We start from the raw sequence: 20496 nt of genomic DNA, 5'->3' as shown, positions 1-20496 counted from the left end.
GGCGGGGGCGGTTCGGACGCGCGAGCGGCGGCTGGTGGGTGGGGTGGGGTGGGGCCCGGTCCGGACCGGGGCCTACGAGCCGACGTGGCCCCGTCGTCCCGGGCGCGCCGCGGACCGGGGCGGGATGCCGAGCCGGGCGGGTCGGTGGCTCGGTTCGAACCCGCGGGTCCGGACGAGCCGCCGAGCCGAGGCCGCCCCATGAACCGGGGCGGGCCGGTGAGGACTTGAGTCACCGTAAGCCGCCGGGCCGAGTGCGGACCCGGCGAGCCGGGGGCTTCGGGCCGCGCCAGCGTGGCCGTGGGGGCCGGTCCGGGGCGGGATGCTGAACTCCTTTGACTCCACCCACGACTAAAGTCGCGGGCTTCCTGGATCGGTGGCCAAGCACCGTCGCAGAGGACCAGCCCGGCCCTGTGCAGGACGTTCAGTGCGCCCACGCGGTCGGCGTTCTCCACCAGCCCGCACTTGACGCACTCGAACTTTGCCTGGGTGACACGGTTCTCCTTCGCGACGTGCCCGCATCCGCCTGTCTCGGGCGGGCACGTGCGGGAGGTATTGCGAGCGTCCACTGAGATCACTCGGCGAGCGGCACTCTCAGCCTTCTGCGCCAGGATCGCAAGAAACTGTCCCCAACCCGCGTCGAGGATGCTTCGGTTCAGCCCGGCCTTTGCGGCGGCGCCGTTCGGGAGGAACGTGCCGGTCTGCTCGGGGTCGGGCCTGGGCCGCGGGCTCTTGATGGATCGTCAAGCGGACGTGGCGATGAAGAAGGCCAGCATGACCAGGCCGAGGACGATGCCGACCGCGCCGCAGATGACGCCGGCCAGGGCCTGGCCGGGGTTGGTCGCCTCACCTCGGCGGGCCCTGCCGCGGCCGATCCCGCCGAAGATCACGGCCAGCACGCCCAGCAGGATCGCCACCGGCCACATACAGAAGCCGATCGCCGCCAGGATGCCCAGTACCAGCCCGGCCGTGCCCAGCCCATTGCTCGGCATCGGCGTGCCGGACCAGCCGTAGTAGCCGGGACCGGCGGCGGACGGCACCGAGTAGCCCGGGCCGGGCACGGGCGCCGCCGGGTAGCCGTAACCCGCGGGGCCGCCCGGGTAGCCGTAGGGAACCTGGCCAGGTCCGCCGGGGGCCATGGGGGGCGGCGGGACCGGCGCGCCCTGGGGCTGCGCGACGGGGGGTGCGAAGGGAGCGCCCGTGGCGGACTCCGCCCTCGGCGGGGCGAACGGATGGTCCGAATGCGGCGGGGCGAACGCATGGCCCGAACCGCCCGCGGGCGGCGGGGCCGTCCCGGGCGCGGCGAACGGGTTCACCGGCCCGGCCGCGCCCGGCGTGCCGGCCGGGTCGGCCCAGGACGGCGGCGCGCTCGCCCCCGGGAACGAGGTGACCGTCCGCTGGTCATGGAGGGAAGGGGGAACCGGGCCGCCGGGACCGCCCGCGACGACGGTCTCCCCCGGTCCGGCCGCCGGGGCGCCGGGCGCGGGGACGGTGCCCGCTGGCGCGGGGGCGTCGGATGCGAGGACGGTGCCCCCCGGTATCAGAGCGCCGGATGCAGGCACGGCATCCCCTGGCGCCGAAGCACCGGATGCAGGCACAGCGCCCCCCAGCGCCGAAGCACCCGGCATAGGCACGGCATCCCCCAGTACCGAAGCGCCGGATGCAGGCACAGCGCCCCCCGGTCTTGGGGCGCCGTGCAGGCGGACCGCGTCCGTCGGCGCCGCCCAGGGATCCTCGCCGGGCCTGGGCGTGGTGGTGTCGGCGCCGGGACGGGGCGCGCCGGCGTCGGCCGGTGTGTCCGCGGGTGCCCGGCCGGCAGGCGGCGCCCATGGGTCGGGAACCGTCTCGCGGGCCGCGGGCGACGACGGCCCCGGGACGGAACCGGCGCCCGCGCCCCACGACCCCCTGTCCGACCCGTCTGGCCTGTCTGGCCTGTCCGAAACAGTGGGCTCGGGCCAGACCCCCGCGGTCGGAGCGGCAGGTAGCCCGAGTCCGGACCGGGGATCCGAACCGGCCGGTGCCGGCCAGGAGACCACGGCCGCCGCACCGCCGTCAGTCACACCGACGGCGGTCGCACCGCCGTCGGCGGCAGGCACGGCCGGTGTGGTGGACCGGTTGCCGAGCGAGGCGGCGGCGCCGGGCGTCGTCGCTCCACTCTGCGCGGCGTTCTCCCGTGCCTCGTCGGACATTGCGCACGGTCCCCTCTCGTCGGCGTGCTGTCATGCTACGGGCAGGGCAGCACCGCCCCGGACACGGCCTACGATGACCCCCGAGTCACCGATCAGCCGATCATCCGCGCCCGGATCCCGGTCCGCCGGCGCCTTCCCGGGGAGGGACCTCTTGACCGACAGCGCCGCACCCGCCACCCGCGACCCGCTGGCCTTCATCGCCGGACTGCCCAAGGCCGAACTGCACGTCCACCACGTCGGCTCCGCCTCCCCGCGCATCGTCTCGGAACTCGCCGCCCGCCACGCCGACTCCAAGGTCCCCACCGGCCAGGAGGCGCTGGCCGAGTACTTCACCTTCACGGACTTCGCCCACTTCATCGAGGTGTACCTGTCCGTCGTCGATCTCATCCGCACCCCGGAGGACGTCCGGCTCCTCACCTACGAGGTGGCCCGCGACCTGGCCCGGCAGCAGGTGCGGTACGCCGAGCTGACCATCACGCCGTTCTCCTCGACCCGCCGCGGCATCGACGCGCATGCCTTCATGGACGCGATCGAGGACGCCCGCAAGACGGCCGAGGCCGAGTTCGGGACCGTACTGCGCTGGTGCTTCGACATCCCCGGCGAGGCGGGCCTTGAGGCCGCGGAGGAGACGGTCCGGCTCGCCACCGACGACCGGGTGCGCCCGGAGGGCCTGGTCTCCTTCGGGCTCGGCGGACCCGAGATCGGCGTGCCCCGGCCGCAGTTCAAGCCGTACTTCGACCGTGCCATCGCCGCCGGGCTGCACTCCGTGCCGCACGCCGGCGAGACGACCGGCCCCGAGACGGTCTGGGACGCGCTGACCGATTTGCGCGCCGAGCGGATCGGGCACGGCATCAGCTCGGCCGACGACCCCAAGCTGCTCGCCCACCTCGCCGACCGCCGCATCCCGCTGGAGGTCTGCCCGACCTCCAACATCGCCACCCGCGCGGTCCGCACCCTGGACGAGCACCCGATCAAGGAGCTTGTCGACGCCGGCGTCGTGGTCACGGTCAACTCGGACGACCCGCCGATGTTCGGCACCGACCTCAACAACGAGTACGCGGTGGCCGCCCGGCTGCTCGGCCTCGACGAGCGCGGCCTCGCCGACCTCGCCAAGAACGCGGTCGAGGCGTCCTTCCTGGACCCGGCGGGCAAGGCCCGGATCGCCGCCGAGATCGACACGTACACGGCGCAGTGGCTCGCCCCCTGAGCCCGTCGCTCGGTGTCCACCCGCAAAATGGGGTCCATGCAGACCGTGACCGCCGTCGCACACCGCGGCGACCCCTATCGCTTCCGCGAGAACACGATCGACTCGCTGCGTTCCGCGCTCCGACGGGGCGCGGACGTGGTCGAGATCGACGTACGGCTCACCCGTGACGGCGTGCCCGTGCTGCTGCACGACGCGACGCTGAAGCGGCTGTGGGAACAGGACCGGCCGCTCGGCGCGCTGTCCGCCGCCGAGCTGCGCGAGCTCACCGCGGGCGGCGTACCGACGCTGGAGGAGGCGCTGGCCGCGACGGACGGCAGCCGGGTGATGGTCGATCTGCCGGGGATCGAGCGCCGGACCGCGCGGCGGATCGTGGAGGTCGTCCATGCGTCCGGGGCGCGGGACCGCGTCTACTACTGCGCGGGCGCGGAGGCGATGCTGGCCGTGCGCGCCGCCGACCCGGCCGCCGAGATCGCCCTGACCTGGACGACGCTCGCGCCGCCGCGGCCGGCCCTGCTGGCGGCGGTGGGCCCGCGCTGGCTCAACTACCGCTTCAGTCTGGTCAGCAGGGATCTGGCCGCCCGCGTCCACCACGGCGGTCATCTGCTGTCCGTCTGGACCCCGGACACCCGCCGCGCCATGCGCCGCCTCCTCGACCTGAGCGTCGACTCGATCACCACGAACCGCATCGACACCCTCCGTACCCTGCGCGCCCCCCGCGCTCTCCGCCCCCTCCGCCAGGGCTAGGGATTCTCCCGCAGCCCGGAGAACTCCAGGGGCGGCGCGATCGCCTGCGCGTCCGCCCCCTCGCCCAGCCACAGCCCGATGAGCAGCGCGGCCGTCGCCTCCAGCAGCCCGGCGCGGTCCAGTCCCCCGGCGTTCAGGGGCGTACAGCCGAGGTCGCGCACGAGGCGGCGTACGACGGTCAGTGCCTCCGTGTCGTCGCCGCACAGCGGCACCGCGAGCGGACGGCCGGCGAAGACCGGCGGGGCGAGCCGCCAGACGTCCTCGTGGCAGAGGTTGAACGCCTTGACCACGCGGGCGCCGGGGGCCGCCGCGGCGATCCGCTCGGCCGCCGCGGGGCCGCCCGCCGTGAGCAGGCCGAAGCCGGGGCCGACCGGGTTGGTGCAGTCGATCAGCACCCGTCCGCGCAGCGCCTCCGCCAGCCCCGTGACCACCTCGACGGCGGCCGCGTAGGGGACGGCCAGCAGCACCGCGTCGGTGCCGGACGCGACCGCCGCGCCGAGGCCACCGCGCGAGCGGCTGCCCGCGACCACCTCATGTCCCGCCTGTCGCCAGCGCGTGCCGAGCGCGTCCGACATGCCGCCGGTGCCGAGTATTCCGATCCGCACAAGTCCCTCCCACTGTCCGGGTGTTCCAGGCCACGTCGAACAGTAGGAGGCCGCTCGGGCACCATTCGGTGCGTGACCGACGACCAGCCCTTCCTCGCCGACTGCCGTGCCCGGCTCGCCTTCGACCTGCTCGCCAACACCTGGCACTGCGTGGTGCTGTGGGCGCTCAAGGACGGGCCCGGACGCCCCGGCGTGCTGCGCGCACGGATCGGCGGGATCAGCCAGAAGGTGCTGACCGAGACCCTGCGGCGGCTGGAGTTCAACCGGCTGGTCGCGCGCCGCGCGTACGGCGGCTCACCGCCCCGGGTCGAGTACGAACTCACCGGTCTGGGGCGGTCGTTGCTCGCTCCGATCGACACCTTCGGGACCTGGGCCTTCACGCACGGCGACGAGGTGATGGCGGCCCGGGAGCGCTACGCGCGCGAACCCTGAACGACCGGCGCGGGCGCGAATCCGCCGGTCAGCCGCTCCAGTTGCTTGATCTTCTTCCGTACGACGTACAGCGGGACGACACCGAACACACCGAAGCACATGTCGATCACGCTCCACCAGAACGGGATGCCGCGGATCGGTCCGCAGACGAGGGCGAGCGGGATGATCCCGGCGCAGGCGATCATCCCGAACTCCACGACCCAGACATTGCGTACGGGGTCCCGGTAGGGGCCGTAGAAGGCGACGGCGATGACGAGGTGGGCGAAGGCCAGCCAGTCCGTGCCGTACAGCAGGAACGGATACGAGGCGTCGGCCTCGTCCAGCCCCTGCCGCACCCGGGTGATCCAGTCGGCGAGCGCCGGCAGCTGCTCCGGCACGGACAGGGCCCGCAACACCTCCTCCGTCCAACGGAGTTCATGCACGGGCGGAAATGCGGTGGCCCCGCTGAGCGCGAGACACACGACGAAGCAGGCCAACCAGACACGAGCGCCCTTGAGCAGGGCGACTCTGTCGCTCATGACGACAGCCTACGCACAGAATTGAACACGTTCAAAAAACTTCTCGGCCGCCCGCAGGACCGTCCGGCCGACCTCACTCGGAGCTCACTCACAGGGAACCTTTGGTCAGTAATTGCGGAATTCCTAGACATACCAGTAAATTTCCAGCCGCCGTTTCGAGGTGTCACCGGCAGACGGGGGCAGAGGATGAGCACGGACGACCGCGTCGCGGTGACGACCGGGATCGCGCGCCTGCACGCGTCGCCCGAACTCGCCGGACCCGGCCGGCTCGGACTGGTGACCAACCACACCGGCGTCCTCCCCGATCTGCGCCCGGCCGCGCCCGCGCTGCTCGCGGCCGGCGCGCGGCTGGTCGCCCTGTTCGGTCCCGAGCACGGGCTGCACGGGACCGGCCAGGCCGGCCAGAGCGAGGCCGCTCGGCCGGACCCCGACACCGGACTGCCGGACCCCGACACCGGACTGCCGGTCCACGACACCTACCGGTGCGACGGCGAGCGCCTCGACGCAACCCTGCTCGACAGCGGCGTCGACGCCCTGGTGTACGACCTCCAGGACATCGGGGCCAGGTTCTACACCTATGTGTGGACCATGTTCGACCTGATGGTGTCGGCGGCCCGTACGGGCGTGCGGTTCGTGGTCGCCGACCGGCCGAATCCCCTCGGTGGGCTGGTCAGCGAGGGCCCGCTGCTCGATCCGGCGTGGGCCAGCTTCGTCGGGCGCGCCCCGACACCCGTCCGGCACGGCCTCACCTGCGGCGAACTCGCCCGGTGGCTCAACTCCTCGGCCGTGCCCCAGGCGGCGGGCCGCGCGGCCGATCTGACGGTGATCGAGATCGTCGGCTGGCGGCGCGCGATGGACGCGGCGGCCACCGGCCTGCCCTGGGTGGCGCCCTCGCCGAACATCCCGACACCCGCCACTGCCGCCGTCTACCCCGGCACCTGCCTGTTCGAGGGGACGAACCTCTCGGAGGGCCGGGGCACCACGCAGCCCTTCGAGCTCGTCGGGGCCCCGTACATCGACGCGCGGTTCGCGCCCTCGCTCACCGAACTCGCCCTGCCCGGAGTGCACTTCCGTGATCTACGGTACGTACCGACCTGTCACAAACACGCCGGACGGCCGCTGCGCGGGGTCCAGCTGCACCTCACCGATCGTGAGACGTTCGCTCCGGTGCGCACCGCCGTCGCGATGCTCGCCACGCTGCGCCGTCTCTACCCGGACGACTTCGCGTGGCGCGCCACTGACGACGGCGCGTACAACGCCACCGACAACGGCACGCACGCCGCCGCGGACGGGACCGGCCGGCGTCACTTCATCGACCTGCTGTGGGGCTCCGACCGCTTGCGGCGCGCCGTCGACGCGGGCGACGACCCGCTGCCGCTGTGTGATCCGCCGGCGCCGCCCGGCCGGTGGGCCGGCGACGACGCGCTGCTGTACCCGTGAGACCTCCCGCCCCGACATCGCGCACAGCCCCGATGCCGCGGACGCCGTCCGGACCGCGGCCGTACCCGGAGCGGGCCCGCACAGGGAAGGACAACCCCGTCGATGACCGATCGCACGACGAACTCCCGGGCCCAGATCCGCGGCTTTCGCGCGGGCGACGGCCCGCAGCTGGTGGAGTCGTGGCGCCGCGGTGCGCCGGCCGACCCGATCACCCCGGACCGCTTCCGCTCCCTGGTGCTGCTCGACGCCAACTTCGATCCGGCGGGCCTTCGGGTCGCGGTCGACGGCGACCGGGTCGTCGGCGCGGCCTACGCGGTGCGCCGGCTGACGCCGCTGACCGGCACCGACCTGGAACCGGAGCAGGGCTGGATCCCGTTCTTCTTCGTCGACCCGGCAGCCCGCGGGCGCGGCCTCGGCCGCCGGCTGCTGACCGATGCCCTGGACTGGCTGCACGGCCACGGCCGCACCCGGGTGGACTTCTCCTCGTACACCCCGAACTACCTCCTTCCCGGCCTGGACGCCGAGACCTATCCGGAAGCGGCCCGGCTCCTCGAATCCCTGGGCTTTCGCGCGCTGTACGAGGCGGCGGCGATGGACCGCGCCCTGGTCGGCTACCGCTTCCCGGCGGATGCCGCCCGTCTGCTGGCCGAACTGACCGCGCTGGGCCACCGGTTCACCACCCCGTCCGACGACGACCTGGTGGAGCTGGTGGCGCTCGCCCGGAACCACTTCGGCCCGGACTGGGCGCGCGCGATCCGCGAGTGTGTGGCCGCGGGTACGCCGCTCGACCGGATCGTCGTCGTCCGGGACCCGGCGGGCCGCCTGGTCGGCTGGGCGATGCACGGCGCGTACGAGTCGGTGGACGAGCGGTTCGGCCCGTTCGGTGTGCTGACGGAGAGGCGCGGCACCGGTCTCGGCAAGGTCCTGCTGCATCTGGTCCTGGAGCGGATGCGGGCCCGCGGTGCGCACTCGGCGTGGTTTCTGTGGACCGGCGAGCAATCCCCGGCGGGTCAGCTGTACCGCGGGGCCGGTTTCCGCACGACCCGGGTGTTCCGTGTGCTGCGCCGGGAGGCCGCCCGATGACGCCGAGCCACCGCACCGGCGGCCTGAACCACCGCACCGGCGGCCTGAGTCGCCGCACTGGCAGCCTGAGTCGCCGTCATTTCGCGCTCGCGCTCCCCTCGGCACTGCTCGCCTCCGGGTGCGCCGCACCGCACCGGGGCACCGGGCGCCCCGGGGATCCGATCGTCCTCACCCTGCTCTCCCACTACGCGAGCGGGGCGCTCAGGAAGGCCCTACAGGGCCCGGTCGACGAGTGGAACGCCACCCACGACCGGGTCAAGGTGCGGACGACGGCGGTCGAGTTCACGGACCTGCTGACCACGTTCATGGTCCGGCAGGCCGCGGGCCAGGGCGCCGACATCCTCCACCCGTACTGCCTGTGGAACGGCCAGCTCGTCCGGGCCGGTGTCCTGCGGCCCGCTCCGTCCGAACACGCCGCGGAGATCAGGCGCGGCTACAGCGCGGCCGCGGTCGGTGCCTCGTCGGTGGGGGGTGAGGTCTACGGCTACCCCACCGAGGTGCAGACGTACGCCCTCTACTACAACAAGCGGCTGCTGCGCGAGGCCGGCGTCGACGGCCCGCCGCGCACCTGGCGGGAGTTGGAGGAGACGGCCCACCGCACCACCAGGCGGGACGGGTACGGCAACACGCTGGTCCAGGGGTTCGGGCTGTCTGCCTACGACGACTCCACCACCGTCGGCCAGACCCTCGCCCTGCTGAGCGCCGCCGGCGGAACGTTCGTCTCCGCGGACGGCCGGAGCACCGCCATCGACTCGCCGACCGGCCGGGCCGTGTTCGACCTGGAGCGCCGCCTCGTCGTGCACGGCGCGAGCGCCCCCGGCGTCAACGTCTACAAGGCGTTCCCGTCCGGGCAGGTGGCCATGGTGGTCGGGGCCGGCTGGTGGACCGGGAGCCTGAAGGCCCTGATGGGCCGGGACTACCGTGATGTGGGCGTCGCACCCGTGCCCGTCCCCGAAGCGGACGACGAGCGCGCCACGCTCTCCACCGGCTTCATGCTGGGGGTCGACGCGGCCAGTGAACACCCGCGCGAGGCATGGGAGTTCCTGCGCTGGCTCAACGCCGAGAGGGTGCGGGTGAAGGGCGCCGAGAAGGGCACGACGGCGACCCGGATGAGCCTGCTCCAGGTGTCGGTCGGCTCGCTGACCGGCCGCGCCGACGACATGCGGACGCTGCTGGGCGCAGGCGGCGACGGCACCGGAGACGGCGGAAGGGGCGCGGGCGGCGGAGACGGCGAGGACGGCGAGAGCAACAAGGACGGCAAGAACGGCCAGGGCCGCGAGGACGGCAAGGGCGGGGATCGGAACCTGCGGCCGTTCCTGGACGCGCTCGCGTACGCGGTGCCGGAGCCGAACGTGCCGGGCGCACAGCAGGCCAAGTCGCTGCTCCGCAAGAACATCGAGGCGCTCTGGAGCGGTCAGCGATCGGTCGACGAGGCGCTGCGCACCACCCGCCGCCAGATCGACCAGGCGGTATCACGGTCATGGTGAACGCCCTGGTGCCCCGGACGGCCGGGCGGGCGCACGGCACCCGGTCCGCGCGGTCGGCCGTCGACGGCCGCGGCCGGGCCCGGCGCCGCCAGGTCGTCGTCGCCTATCTCTTCCTGGCGCCGACGCTGCTGTTCTTCGCCGTCTTCCTGATCCTGCCGCTGGGCTTCGCGCTGCTGCTGTCGATGTCCCGCTGGACCGGGTTCGACCTCGGCGACATCGATCCGGTCGGCCCGGACAGCTTCACCGGCCTCTTCGCGGACGGATCGACGTTCCTCGCGCCGATCCTCACCAATACGCTGCTGTTCGCCGTGGGCGCCGTGGCCCTCGCGCTCACCGGCTCCGTGCTCGTCGCCACCTGCATCGACAAGCTGCGGTTCCAGGGGCTGTGGCGCACCCTGTACTTCCTGCCGATCGTCACGACCGTCGTCGCCGTCGGCAATGTGTGGAAGTACATGTACGAGCCGGGCGGCCTGGTCAACGGTGTCCTCAACGCCCTCGGGCTCGGCTCGGTCGCCTTCCTCCAGAACCCGGACACCGCGCTGCCCTCGGTCGTGGTCGTCCAGGCATGGGCCTCGCTCGGCACGGCGGTCCTCATCCTGACCGCCGGGCTGAAGTCCATTCCCGAGTCGTACTACGAGGCCGCCGCGCTCGACGGGGCCGGGCCCGTCACCGTCTTCTGGAAGATCACCCTGCCGCTGCTGCGGCCTTCCCTGCTGCTTGTGTGCGTCACCCAGTTCATCACCGGCCTGCAGTCGTTCGCGCTGATCATCGTGATGACCAAGGGCGGGCCGGGCGACGCGACCGACGTGGCCGCGCTGGAGATGTACCAGCAGGCATTCTCGTACGGCGACTGGGGCACGGCGAGCGCCGCCGCCTTCGTACTCTTCGCGGTGGTCCTCGTGGTCACCCTGGTGCAGTTGTGGGTCTTCCGGCGTACGGGGGAGGACGCATGATCCGCCGTCGATTCCCGTGGCTGTCGTATCCGGTGGTCGTGACCGGCGCCGTGCTCACCGTGGTGCCGTTCCTCGACATGGTGATGACGTCCTTCAAGGGGCCCGGCGAGTCCGGCACACTGCCGTACCGGTTTCTGCCGAAGGCGTTCGACCTGTCCGCCTACCGGGCGGCGATCGACCAGCTCGATCTGCCGGTGCTCTTCCGCAACAGCCTCGTCGCCACCGCCGTGATCACCGGATCGGTGCTGCTGACGTCGTCGCTCGCCGGCTATGCGCTCGCCAAACTCCGCTTCCCCGGCCGGGACTTCATCTTCCGCCTCGTGCTGTCGACGATGATGTTCCCGCCGTTCCTGTTCTTCATCCCGCGCTTCCTGATCCTGGTGCACTGGCCGCTGGCGGGCGGCAACGACCTGTTCGGGCGCGGCGGCGCGGGCCTGACCGTCAGCATCGTGGCGCTCACCCTGCCGTTCCTCGTCAACGGCTTCGGGATCTTCCTGATGCGCCAGTTCATGCTCTCGATCCCGGACGAGGTCCTTGAGGCCGCACGCATCGACGGGGCCGGTGAATTCGCCGTGTGGTGGCGGATCGTGGTCCCGCAGACCAAGCCGGTCATGGTGACGCTCGGGCTGCTGACCTTCGTCGATGCCTGGAACGAGTACATCTGGGCGCTGCTCGTCTCGACCGCCAACCCGGATGTGATGACGCTGCCCGTCGGCATCCAGCTCTTGCAGGACCACATCGACCCGACCCGCACGATGCCCATCGTCATGGCCGGGCTCGTCCTGAGCATCCTGCCGGTCCTGGTCCTCTTCCTGCTGCTGCAGAAGTACTACATCCGCGGCGTCATGCTCAGCGGCCTCAAGTGACCACGCCGCCGATGTGAACTCCACGCCGCCGCCCCGGACAAGTCCTCGCCGCACGGCGGGACTTCGCCCCCCTCGTTCCCCTACAACCCCACGATCTTGTTCCACCGCTTGGCGAAGCCGACCCGTTCCTCGGACGTGATGTCGCGGGCGATGGCGAGCCGCTCGCGCATCGTGTCGTCCGGGAAGATCAGCGGGTTGTCGGCCAGGGCCGCGGTGTCCTTGTCCTTGGCGGCGGCGAGCACGTCTCTGGCCGCCGGGACCGGGCAGACATAGTTGACCCAGGCGGCCAGCTCGGCGGCGACCTCGGGCTGGTAGTAGTGGTCGACGAGCCGCTCGGCGTTGGCCTTGTGGGCCGCCCGGTCGGGGATCATCAGCGACTCCGCCCACAGCTCCGCGCCCTCCTCGGGGACGACGAAGCGGATGTCGGGATTGTCGGCCTGCAACTGGATGACGTCCCCGGAGTATGCCTGGCAGGCCAGCACATCGCCGCTGACCAGATCCTTGGTGTAGTCGTTGCCGGTGAAACGGCGGATCTGACCGCGGTGGACCTGCCGCTCCACCTCGTCGCAGAGCGTGTGGAAGTCGTCCGCGTCCCACCGGGTGACATCCACGCCGTGCCCCTGCATCAGCAGCGCGAATGCCTCGTCGAGAGCGGACAGCAGGGTGACCCGGCCCTTGAGGTCGCTAGCCCAAAGATCCTTCACCTGCCGGATCTCGCGGCCCAGCTTCCGGCGGTTGTACGCGATGCCGGTGATCCCCGACTGGTACGGCACGGAGAATCTGCGCCCCGGGTCGAAGGCGGGCGAGCGCAGCAGCGGGTCGAGATACCGGGCCACGTCGGGCTGCCGGGCGCGGTCCATCTCCTGGACCCAGCCGAGGCGCACATACCGCGCGCACATCCAGTCGCTGATGACGATCAGGTCCCGGCCCGTGGACTGGTGGTTCATGAGCGCGGGGCTGATCTTGCCGAAGAACTCGTCGTTGTCGTTGATCTCCTCGACGTAGTCGACGGAGATACCGGTGCGCTTCTCGAAGGCGTCCAGCGTGGGCCGACGGTTCGGGTGGGCGTCGTCGGTGTCGATGTACAGCGGCCAGTTCGCCCAGGTCAGTCTCTTGTCGTTGGCGGAGGTGTCCGGCGCGGCGCGGTCGGCGGGGGCGACATACGCGGCGGGCACTCCGCAGCCGGCCAGGGCGCCGAACGCGGCGGTGCCGCCCAGCGCACGCAGCAGGGAACGGCGGGAGAACGGGGGCTTTTGCACAGGAGTCCGTGGCACCCGCGCAGCATGCCGAACCGCACCGGGCGGGAACAATCGACGCTGCGTCGAGCGGGCCCCGGCGTACCCGACACGTTGTCGATCCGCTCCCCCGAAACGCAGGCGCCCCCGGACGGGACATCCCGTCCGGGGGCGCCTGGCAGCGCCCGAAGGGGCGCGCGGAACCGCGCGACCAGCCAGGCGGCGCCGCAGACCGGCAGACCGGCAGACCGCGGTCACCGCCCTCGCGGCGGAGCGACCGTCAGCCGTCCAGCGAGGTCATGACGTGCTTGATGCGGGTGTAGTCGTCGAAGCCGTACGCCGACAGGTCCTTGCCGTAACCGGACTTCTTGAAGCCGCCGTGCGGCATCTCGGCGACCAGCGGGATGTGGGTGTTGATCCACACACAGCCGAAGTCCAGCTTCTTGGACATCCGCATGGCGCGGGCGTGGTCCTTGGTCCAGACGGAGGAGGCAAGGGCGTACTCGACGCCGTTGGCCCACTGCACGGCCTGGTCCTCGTCGGTGAAGGACTGGACGGTGATGACCGGTCCGAAGACCTCGTTCTGGATGATCTCGTCGTCCTGCTTGAGACCCGAGACGACGGTCGGGGCGTAGAAGTAGCCCTTCTCGCCGACCTGTCGGCCGCCGGCCTCGACCTTGGCGTGCGCGGGCAGCCGCTCGATGAAGCCGGACACCTGCTTGAGCTGGTTCGGGTTGTTCAGCGGGCCGAAGAGGACGTCCTCGTCGTCGGGCTGCCCGGTCTTGGTGTCGGCGGCGGCCTTGGCCAGCGCGGCGACGAACTCGTCGTGGATGGACTCCTGGACGAGGACGCGGGTCGCGGCGGTGCAGTCCTGGCCGGCGTTGAAGTAGCCCGCCACGGAGATGTCCTCGACGGCCTTCGGGATGTCGGTGTCCTCGAAGACGACGACCGGGGCCTTGCCGCCCAGCTCCAGGTGGACGCGCTTGAGGTCCTTGGCCGCGGACTCGGCGACGGACATGCCGGCGCGGACGGAGCCGGTGATGGAGGCCATCGCCGGGGTGGGGTGCTCGACCATCAGGCGGCCGGTGTCGCGGTCGCCGCAGATGACGTTGAAGACGCCCTTGGGCAGGATCGAGCCGAGGATCTCGGCCATCAGCACGGTGGAGGCCGGGGTGGTGTCCGAGGGCTTGAGGACGACGGTGTTGCCCGCGGCGAGCGCCGGGGCAAACTTCCACACGGCCATCATCATCGGGTAGTTCCACGGCGCGACCTGGGCGCAGACGCCGACCGGCTCGCGGCGGACGATGGAGGTCATCCCCTCCATGTACTCGCCGGCCGAGCGGCCCTCCAGCATTCGCGCGGCGCCCGCGAAGAAGCGGATCTGGTCGACCATCGGCGGGATTTCCTCGGAGCGGGTCAGGCCGATCGGCTTGCCCGTGTTCTCCACCTCGGCCGCGATCAGTTCCTCGGCGCGCTCCTCGAACGCGTCGGCGGCCTTCAGGAGGGCCCTCTGCCGCTCGGCGGGCGTGGTGTCGCGCCAGCCGGGGAAGGCCGCGGCGGCGGCGGCCATGGCGGCGTCCACGTCCGCCTGGCCGGAGAGGGGCGCGGTCGCGTACGCCTCACCCGTCGCGGGGTTGACCACCTCGGTGGTCCGTCCGTCGGCGGCGTCCCGGAACTCACCGTCGACATAGTTGCGGAGCTTACGCAGCCGTCCCAGCTCGGTGCTCACTGTCGGCCTCCTGTCAGGTCAGAACTGTCCAGTCACTGAGACACCCACCCTAGTCCCGGCGTCGACGTTTTCAACACCCCCGTTCGGTCCAAAGCTGCGAAATCCGCAAGTCTCGATGACGCAAACAACGAATTTCATCGCAGGAGCCTTGCGGAACTATCGAGACGTCGTGCACAGTGTGATCGTGGCCAGTCGAAGCACAGACCAGAGGGACTCGTCCCGCGATTCCAGGATCGGCGCTCCTCATCTGGATGCCGTCTCCCTCGCCATCATCGAGCAGCTCCAGGAGGACGGCCGTCGGCCCTACGCCGCCATCGGCAAGGCCGTGGGCCTCTCCGAGGCGGCCGTGCGCCAGCGTGTCCAGAAGCTGCTCGACCAGGGCGTGATGCAGATCGTCGCCGTCACGGACCCGCTCACCGTGGGCTTCCGCCGACAGGCGATGGTCGGGATCAACGTCGAGGGCGATGCCGAGTCCGTGGCCGATGCGCTGACGGCCATGTCGGAGGTCGAGTACGTGGTGATGACCGCGGGCTCGTTCGACATCCTCGCCGAGATCGTCTGCGAGGACGACGACCACCTGCTGGACGTCATCAGCAAACGCATCCGGGTCCTGCCCGGGGTGCGCTCCACCGAGAGCTTCGTCTACCTCAAGCTCAAGAAGCAGACCTATATGTGGGGAACCCGATAACCGTGAGCACAAAGGACCTGAGCCGCACCGCGTACGACCACCTGTGGATGCACTTCACCCGCATGTCTTCGTACGAGAACTCCCCCGTCCCGACGATCGTCCGGGGCGAGGGCACTCACATCTACGACGACAAGGGCAAGCGTTACCTCGACGGTCTCGCGGGTCTGTTCGTGGTCCAGGCCGGGCACGGCCGCACGGAACTCGCCGAGACCGCCTCCAAGCAGGCCCAGGAACTGGCCTTCTTCCCGGTGTGGTCCTACGCCCACCCGAAGGCCGTCGAGCTGGCCGAACGGCTGGCCGACTACGCGCCGGGCGACCTGAACAAGGTCTTCTTCACCACCGGCGGCGGCGAGGCCGTCGAGACCGCCTGGAAGCTGGCCAAGCAGTACTTCAAGCTGACCGGCAAGCCCACCAAGCACAAGGTCATCTCCCGCGCGGTCGCCTACCACGGCACCCCGCAGGGCGCCCTGTCCATCACCGGCCTGCCGGATCTGAAGGCCCCCTTCGAGCCGCTGGTGCCGGGCGCGCACAAGGTGCCCAACACCAACATCTACCGCGCCCCGCTCTTCGGCGACGACCCGGTGGCATTCGGCCGCTGGGCCGCCGACCAGATCGAGCAGCAGATCCTCTTCGAGGGCCCGGACACCGTCGCCGCGGTCTTCCTCGAGCCGGTGCAGAACGCCGGCGGCTGCTTCCCGCCGCCGCCCGGCTACTTCCAGCGGGTGCGCGAGATCTGCGACCAGTACGACGTGCTGCTGGTCTCCGACGAGGTCATCTGCGCCTTCGGCCGGCTCGGCACGATGTTCGCCTGCGACAAGTTCGGCTACGTACCGGACATGATCACCTGCGCCAAGGGCATGACCTCGGGCTACTCCCCGATCGGCGCCTGCATCATCTCCGACCGCCTGGCCGAGCCGTTCTACCAGGGCGACAATATGTTCCTGCACGGCTACACCTTCGGCGGCCACCCGGTCTCCGCCGCGGTGGGCCTCGCCAACCTCGACCTGTTCGAGCGCGAGGGCCTCACCCAGCATGTGCTGGACAACGAGTCCGCGTTCCTGTCCACCCTGCAGAAGCTGCACGACCTGCCGATCGTCGGCGACGTCCGCGGCAACGGCTTCTTCTACGGCATCGAACTGGTCAAGGACAAGAACACCAAGGAGAGCTTCAACGACGAGGAGACCGAGCGCGTCCTGTACGGCTTCCTCTCCAAGGCCCTCTTCGACAACGGCCTGTACTGCCGGGCCGACGACCGCGGCGACCCGGTCGTCCAGCTCGCCCCGCCGCTGATCTCCAACCAGGAGACCTTCGACGAGATCGAGCAGATCCTGCGCGCGACGCTGACCGAGGCGTGGACCAAGCTCTGAACCCCGAACCGGGAAATGGACCGAGTTCTGAACCCCGACGGGACATGGACCGAGCCCTGAGCCCCGAACCCCGGCGCGGCGGTGCGCCCTTGCCCGCCCCGCGCCGCTGATCAGCTGATCGACTCCGGCCCCGGCGCCGCCCGTTCGAGTGAGAACGGCGGCCCGGGGCCGTGTGCTGTCCGGCCCCCCGGCGGCGGCTGCCTAGCGTGCCAGTGACCGATCGGCCCGGCCTTCGTTCCCCCGGAAGGGGGATCAGGCACCGGGAAAACGGATCAGAACCGAGGTGTACGCCCATGGTGGCCCCGCCGGACAACGACGTGCTCTGGGCACGCTCCCTGCACTTCACCCACGCCGACGGCTCACCCGCCCTGGGCGGTGTCTCGCTCGGTGTGCGGGAGGGCGAGATCCTCGCCGTCAGCGGGCCCCGCGGCAGCGGCAAGACCACCCTGCTGCGCTGTCTGTCCGGGCAACTGCCCGTCCGGCGTGGCGAGGTCTGGTTCAACAGCTCGCCCGTGCACACCCTGGGCCGGTCGGCCCGGGAGCGGCTGCGCCGCGACCGGTTCGGCTGGATCGACCCGGTGCCGGCCCTCGTCCCGGAGTTGAACGTCTGGGAGAACACCGCGCTGCCCCTGATGCTGCGCGGCACCAGCCGCCGTCGCGCCAAGGCCGCCGCCCTGGAGTGGCTGGATCGGCTCGACGTCGGTGACAGCTCCCGTCGGCATCCGCGCGAGCTGCGGCAGGCCGAACGCCAGCGCGTCGCGATCGCCCGGGCGCTCGCCCCCGCCCCCACGGTGCTGTTCGCGGACGAGCCCACGGCCCCCCTGCACCGCGCCGACCACGGCCATGTGCTGCGTACGCTGACATCGGCGGCCCGCTCGCACGGCATCACCGTCGTCCTCGCCACCCACGACGCGCAGACCGCGGCCCTCGCCGACCACATGATGGCGCTGCTCGACGGGCGGTGCGTGACCACCGTGCACCTGCCCCCGGTCACAGAGTCGGAAGGCCGGGCCGCGTGCTCGCTCTCCGTCTGACCCGCGGCGCCCACCCCGCGGTCCAGCTGCGCCGCCTCCTGGTGGCGACGGCCGCGGCGGGCACGGGCTTTCTGCTGCTGAGCACCCTCGCCCATGCGCTGGGGCACCCCGAGAACCCGACGGAGTCGGTGAACCGCCTGGCCTGGTGCGTGGTGCCGCTGGCCGCCAGCGTCCACTTCGCGGTGGCGGTCGCCCGCACCGACCCGGGCACCAGGCCCCGCCCCGGGCTCTCGACCCTCGGCCTCGGCCCGGGGCAGCTGATGGCGATCTCGGTCCTGACCACGGCCCTGTCCTGCACGCTGGGCTCGACGGTGGCCCTCCTCCTCTTTCTCCATCTGCGCGGCGATCTCACGGGCATGCCCTTCGACGGGGCGGCGCAGCAACTGCTGGCCGTGGGCGTGCCGCTGCCCCTGCCGGCCGCCCTCACGCTCCTCGCGCTGGTCCCGATGATCGCGTCGGGCACGGTGGCCCTGGTGCTGCGGCCCTCGGACGCCCACCCCGCGCGCCAAGCGGCATGGACGTACGGCCGCTTCGGCTCCTACGGGCGCGCGCGGTCGCGCGAGGCCCTCGGGACGCACGCCGGGTTCGCCGCGCAGCCGGCGGGCGGCACCGTCCGTCCGGCCGCCGGGACCCGGGTCGTCGGGACGGTGCCCGTCCCGCACAACGGCGACGCCGGACAGCCGCCCGGCCGGATGAACGACCGGCCCGACCCGGCGGACGACGACCGGGACCCCGCGCACCCCGACGGGCTCGACGACGCGCCGACCGGCTCCCCGGCCCCGGGCGCCGGTTGGCGACACGCCCTCGTCGAACCGCGCCGCGCCCCGGCCGGCCTGCCCTGGGGCGTCGCGGTCCTCGCCATCGGCCTGGCCGTGGAGGCGTACGTCGACCAGTCCACCGACTTTGACCCGGCCGTTTCCGGCGTGCTGATCGGCTGGGCCCTGGCCGCCGTGGGCCTGGTCCTGGGCGGTCCCGGCCTCACCCATCTGTGCGGTCGGCTGCTGCAGTCGGCCCGGCCGGGCGCGCTGCGGCTGCTCGCCGGCCGGGCGCTGATGGCGGAGGCCGTCCGCATCGGCCGCCCCCTCGGCGTGGTCTGCGCGGTGGTCTCGGGCGCGTTCGCCCTGACCGCGTTCTCCGCCGCCGCCCCGCCCTACGGTCCACTCACCGCCTTCGGTGTCCTCCTGGTCACCGGCTGCACCCTGGCGACCCTGCTGACGGCGGCCGTGGAGGCCCGGCAGTGCCGCGCCGACGCCACCGCCGCCCTGCTGCGCCTCGGCGCCCCCGCCACCCTGCTGCGCGGCGCCGCGGCCGTGCGCGCGGGTGCTCTGCTGGCCCTGTTCGGTCCGCTCACCGTGGTGGTGGCCTGCCTGGTGGCGTTCCCGCTGGACCGCTGAAAATTCCGTGGCGTTCCTGCTGGACCGCTGAGAGATCCGTGGCGTTCCCGCTGGACCGCTGAGGGATCCGCAAGGCGATACCACAGAGGTCCGCACAACGGTACGAAACAGGTCGGCGGTCGCCGATGAGTTTCCCGGCGGCCTCCGGTCTGCACCTTCGAACGGCACGAACCCGAGGGAAGAGGCCCCATGTACCAGCAGATGATCTTCGTGAACCTGGCCACCGACGACGTCGAGGCGTCGAAGACGTTCTTCACCGCGCTCGGGTACACGATCAACCCGCAGTTCAGCACGGACGACAGCGTCTGCGTCGTGATCAGCGACACCATCGTCGCGATGCTGCTCAGCAAGCAGCGCTACGCCGACTTCACCTCGAAGGAGATCGTCGACTCGGCCAGGTCCAGCGAGGTCCTGCTGTGTCTGAGCGCCGAGAGCCGCGAGAAGGTCGACGAGTTGGTGGACAAGGCGATCGCGGCGGGCGGCACGGCGAGCGGCACCCCCCAGGACCACGGCTTCATGTACGGCCGCGCCTTCGACGACCTCGACGGCCACACCTGGGAGGTCACGTGGATGGACCCGGCGGCGGTGCAGGGCTGACATCGCCGCGGCTTTGGCCGGATCGAATCGGCTCCCAAGTAGTTGAAACCTCTTGGTAGTTAACAAGAGTGCAAAGTCAACGCCCGTGGGGGGCATACGCGTTGACAGGGCTTATGGACCACTTATAGACCTGTGAGTCTCATGGGGGCGATGAAGCGTGACGTCGTCGTTGCCTCGTCTCCCCCGCAAGCCCCCCGCAGATGCACTCTGTAAAGGACAAACGTGTCCATAACTCGCCGTAGCGCACGTCGTTCCGTGCGCATCCTGGGTGTTGCCTCCGCGACCGTGGCGCTCGCTCTGGGCGTCACCAACTCCGCGTTCGCGTGCAACATCCGTGAGTTCTCCGCCGAAGCCAAGTGCGACGGCACCAACGGCGTCATCGTCGTCACCGACAAGGACGCCTCCGGTCAGCCCGCTGTCATCACCGTGTTCCTGGAGAACAACGGTGCCGACGAGAAGCAGGTCGGTGAGCCCCAGGAGATCAAGGGCTCGCGTGAGGGCACCACCGTCTCCTTCACCGAGGACTGGAAGCCGGGCGCGACGTACCGGGTCCACGTCAAGGCCGGCAACCTGGTGGACGAGGACATCAAGCCCGACCTCACCACCCCGTCCACGGCCTGCAAGACCGAGGACACCCCGACCCCGACCCCGTCGAAGACCCCCCCGTCGCCGTCGGAGTCCGAGTCCACCCCGGCCGAGTCGAAGCCCCCGACCCCGTCGGCCTCGGCGAGCACCAGCACCGCCCCGGCGGACAAGCCGAGCACCGCGCCGTCCCCGGCGGGCGGTGACTCCAACCTCGCCGAGACCGGTGCGAACTCCAGCACCGGTCTGATCGCCGGTGTGGCCGCCGCCTTCGTCGTCGTCGGCGGTGGCGCGGTGTTCTTCGGCATGCGCCGCCGCGGAGCGAACAGCCGTAGCTGACACCCCGGTT

The 20496-nt window shown here is 71.6% G+C and carries 19 protein-coding genes and 1 pseudogene; 14 read left to right on the top strand and 6 right to left on the bottom strand.

Annotation, left to right across the window (positions count from 1 at the left end; all coding sequences use genetic code 11):
* Nucleotides 1–380: 380 nt before the first annotated feature.
* Nucleotides 381–731 (bottom strand): annotated as a pseudogene (locus tag ACWEKM_RS13800) (zinc ribbon domain-containing protein); the annotation flags it as partial.
* Between the two features lie 9 nt (nucleotides 732–740).
* Nucleotides 741–1559 carry a hypothetical protein gene (locus ACWEKM_RS13795; RefSeq protein ID WP_451621377.1) on the bottom strand — a complete coding sequence of 273 codons (819 nt, stop codon included), beginning with the start codon at nucleotides 1557–1559 and terminating at the stop codon, nucleotides 741–743.
* A gap of 778 nt (nucleotides 1560–2337) precedes the next feature.
* Here ACWEKM_RS13795 and ACWEKM_RS13790 point away from each other — a divergent pair.
* Together ACWEKM_RS13790 and ACWEKM_RS13785 are read left to right on the top strand one after the other, a co-directional pair.
* Nucleotides 2338–3393, top strand: a complete 1056-nt coding sequence (locus tag ACWEKM_RS13790) for an adenosine deaminase (protein ID WP_451621376.1) — start codon at nucleotides 2338–2340, stop codon at nucleotides 3391–3393.
* Nucleotides 3394–3429: 36 nt separating this feature from the next.
* Entirely contained in the window at nucleotides 3430–4137 is a 708-nt protein-coding gene (locus tag ACWEKM_RS13785) for a glycerophosphodiester phosphodiesterase (RefSeq protein ID WP_451621375.1), read from the top strand.
* On the opposite strand, the gene ACWEKM_RS13780 is transcribed toward ACWEKM_RS13785, so the two are convergent.
* A complete protein-coding gene (locus ACWEKM_RS13780) occupies nucleotides 4134–4742 on the bottom strand; it encodes an NADPH-dependent F420 reductase (protein WP_451621374.1) in 609 nt (202 codons plus the stop codon). The two genes, ACWEKM_RS13785 and ACWEKM_RS13780, sit on opposite strands and share 4 nt — an antisense overlap.
* 72 nt (nucleotides 4743–4814) lie before the next feature.
* Between ACWEKM_RS13780 and ACWEKM_RS13775 the strand changes: the two genes are divergently transcribed.
* Entirely contained in the window at nucleotides 4815–5174 is a 360-nt protein-coding gene (locus ACWEKM_RS13775; protein ID WP_451621373.1) for a winged helix-turn-helix transcriptional regulator, read from the top strand.
* On the opposite strand, the gene ACWEKM_RS13770 is transcribed toward ACWEKM_RS13775, so the two are convergent.
* Nucleotides 5156–5692: a hypothetical protein gene (locus tag ACWEKM_RS13770; protein WP_451621372.1), complete on the bottom strand. Its 537-nt coding sequence runs from the start codon at nucleotides 5690–5692 to the stop codon at nucleotides 5156–5158. The two genes, ACWEKM_RS13775 and ACWEKM_RS13770, sit on opposite strands and share 19 nt — an antisense overlap.
* 186 nt (nucleotides 5693–5878) lie before the next feature.
* Here ACWEKM_RS13770 and ACWEKM_RS13765 point away from each other — a divergent pair, with 186 nt between their 5' ends.
* The 5 genes from ACWEKM_RS13765 (at nucleotide 5879) to ACWEKM_RS13745 (ending at nucleotide 11521) form a co-directional block, all read left to right on the top strand.
* Entirely contained in the window at nucleotides 5879–7132 is a 1254-nt protein-coding gene (locus ACWEKM_RS13765) for an exo-beta-N-acetylmuramidase NamZ family protein (protein ID WP_451621371.1), read from the top strand.
* 102 nt (nucleotides 7133–7234) lie between these two features.
* Nucleotides 7235–8215, top strand: coding sequence for a GNAT family N-acetyltransferase (locus tag ACWEKM_RS13760; protein WP_451621370.1), 981 nt, complete (start codon nucleotides 7235–7237; stop codon nucleotides 8213–8215).
* Complete coding sequence (locus ACWEKM_RS13755) at nucleotides 8212–9702, top strand: ABC transporter substrate-binding protein (protein WP_451621369.1); 1491 nt, start codon at nucleotides 8212–8214, stop codon at nucleotides 9700–9702. The genes ACWEKM_RS13760 and ACWEKM_RS13755 overlap by 4 nt, the downstream gene beginning before the upstream one ends.
* The gene (locus ACWEKM_RS13750; RefSeq protein ID WP_451621368.1) at nucleotides 9696–10655 is read left to right on the top strand and encodes a carbohydrate ABC transporter permease; all 960 of its coding nucleotides are present in this window, start codon (nucleotides 9696–9698) and stop codon (nucleotides 10653–10655) included. Before ACWEKM_RS13755 ends, ACWEKM_RS13750 begins: the two co-directional genes overlap by 7 nt.
* Complete coding sequence (locus ACWEKM_RS13745; RefSeq protein WP_451621367.1) at nucleotides 10652–11521, top strand: carbohydrate ABC transporter permease; 870 nt, start codon at nucleotides 10652–10654, stop codon at nucleotides 11519–11521. Before ACWEKM_RS13750 ends, ACWEKM_RS13745 begins: the two co-directional genes overlap by 4 nt.
* Before the next feature lie 80 nt (nucleotides 11522–11601).
* Here the strand turns inward: ACWEKM_RS13745 and ACWEKM_RS13740 are convergent, their stop codons facing one another.
* Entirely contained in the window at nucleotides 11602–12795 is a 1194-nt protein-coding gene (locus tag ACWEKM_RS13740; RefSeq protein WP_451621366.1) for an extracellular solute-binding protein, read from the bottom strand.
* Between the two features lie 241 nt (nucleotides 12796–13036).
* Nucleotides 13037–14485 carry a gamma-aminobutyraldehyde dehydrogenase gene (locus ACWEKM_RS13735; protein WP_451621365.1) on the bottom strand — a complete coding sequence of 483 codons (1449 nt, stop codon included), beginning with the start codon at nucleotides 14483–14485 and terminating at the stop codon, nucleotides 13037–13039.
* A gap of 169 nt (nucleotides 14486–14654) precedes the next feature.
* Here ACWEKM_RS13735 and ACWEKM_RS13730 point away from each other — a divergent pair, with 169 nt between their 5' ends.
* The 6 genes from ACWEKM_RS13730 to ACWEKM_RS13705 all read left to right on the top strand — a co-directional run bounded on the left by ACWEKM_RS13730 (nucleotide 14655) and on the right by ACWEKM_RS13705 (nucleotide 20486).
* A complete protein-coding gene (locus ACWEKM_RS13730) occupies nucleotides 14655–15173 on the top strand; it encodes an Lrp/AsnC family transcriptional regulator (RefSeq protein ID WP_451621398.1) in 519 nt (172 codons plus the stop codon).
* Nucleotides 15158–16540, top strand: coding sequence for an aspartate aminotransferase family protein (locus ACWEKM_RS13725; protein WP_451621364.1), 1383 nt, complete (start codon nucleotides 15158–15160; stop codon nucleotides 16538–16540). The genes ACWEKM_RS13730 and ACWEKM_RS13725 overlap by 16 nt, the downstream gene beginning before the upstream one ends.
* Before the next feature lie 293 nt (nucleotides 16541–16833).
* Nucleotides 16834–17574: an ABC transporter ATP-binding protein gene (locus ACWEKM_RS13720; RefSeq protein WP_451621363.1), complete on the top strand. Its 741-nt coding sequence runs from the start codon at nucleotides 16834–16836 to the stop codon at nucleotides 17572–17574.
* Entirely contained in the window at nucleotides 17556–18968 is a 1413-nt protein-coding gene (locus ACWEKM_RS13715) for a hypothetical protein (protein ID WP_451621362.1), read from the top strand. Before ACWEKM_RS13720 ends, ACWEKM_RS13715 begins: the two co-directional genes overlap by 19 nt.
* 189 nt (nucleotides 18969–19157) lie before the next feature.
* Nucleotides 19158–19565: a VOC family protein gene (locus tag ACWEKM_RS13710; RefSeq protein ID WP_451621361.1), complete on the top strand. Its 408-nt coding sequence runs from the start codon at nucleotides 19158–19160 to the stop codon at nucleotides 19563–19565.
* 222 nt (nucleotides 19566–19787) lie between these two features.
* Nucleotides 19788–20486 carry an LAETG motif-containing sortase-dependent surface protein gene (locus tag ACWEKM_RS13705; RefSeq protein ID WP_451621360.1) on the top strand — a complete coding sequence of 233 codons (699 nt, stop codon included), beginning with the start codon at nucleotides 19788–19790 and terminating at the stop codon, nucleotides 20484–20486.
* Nucleotides 20487–20496 lie beyond the last annotated feature (10 nt).

It is taken from the genome of Streptomyces sp. NPDC004752, from assembly GCF_053601275.1.
The sequence above is the reverse complement of the archived record's forward strand: the minus strand, read 5'-3'. Positions and strand labels throughout refer to the sequence as shown.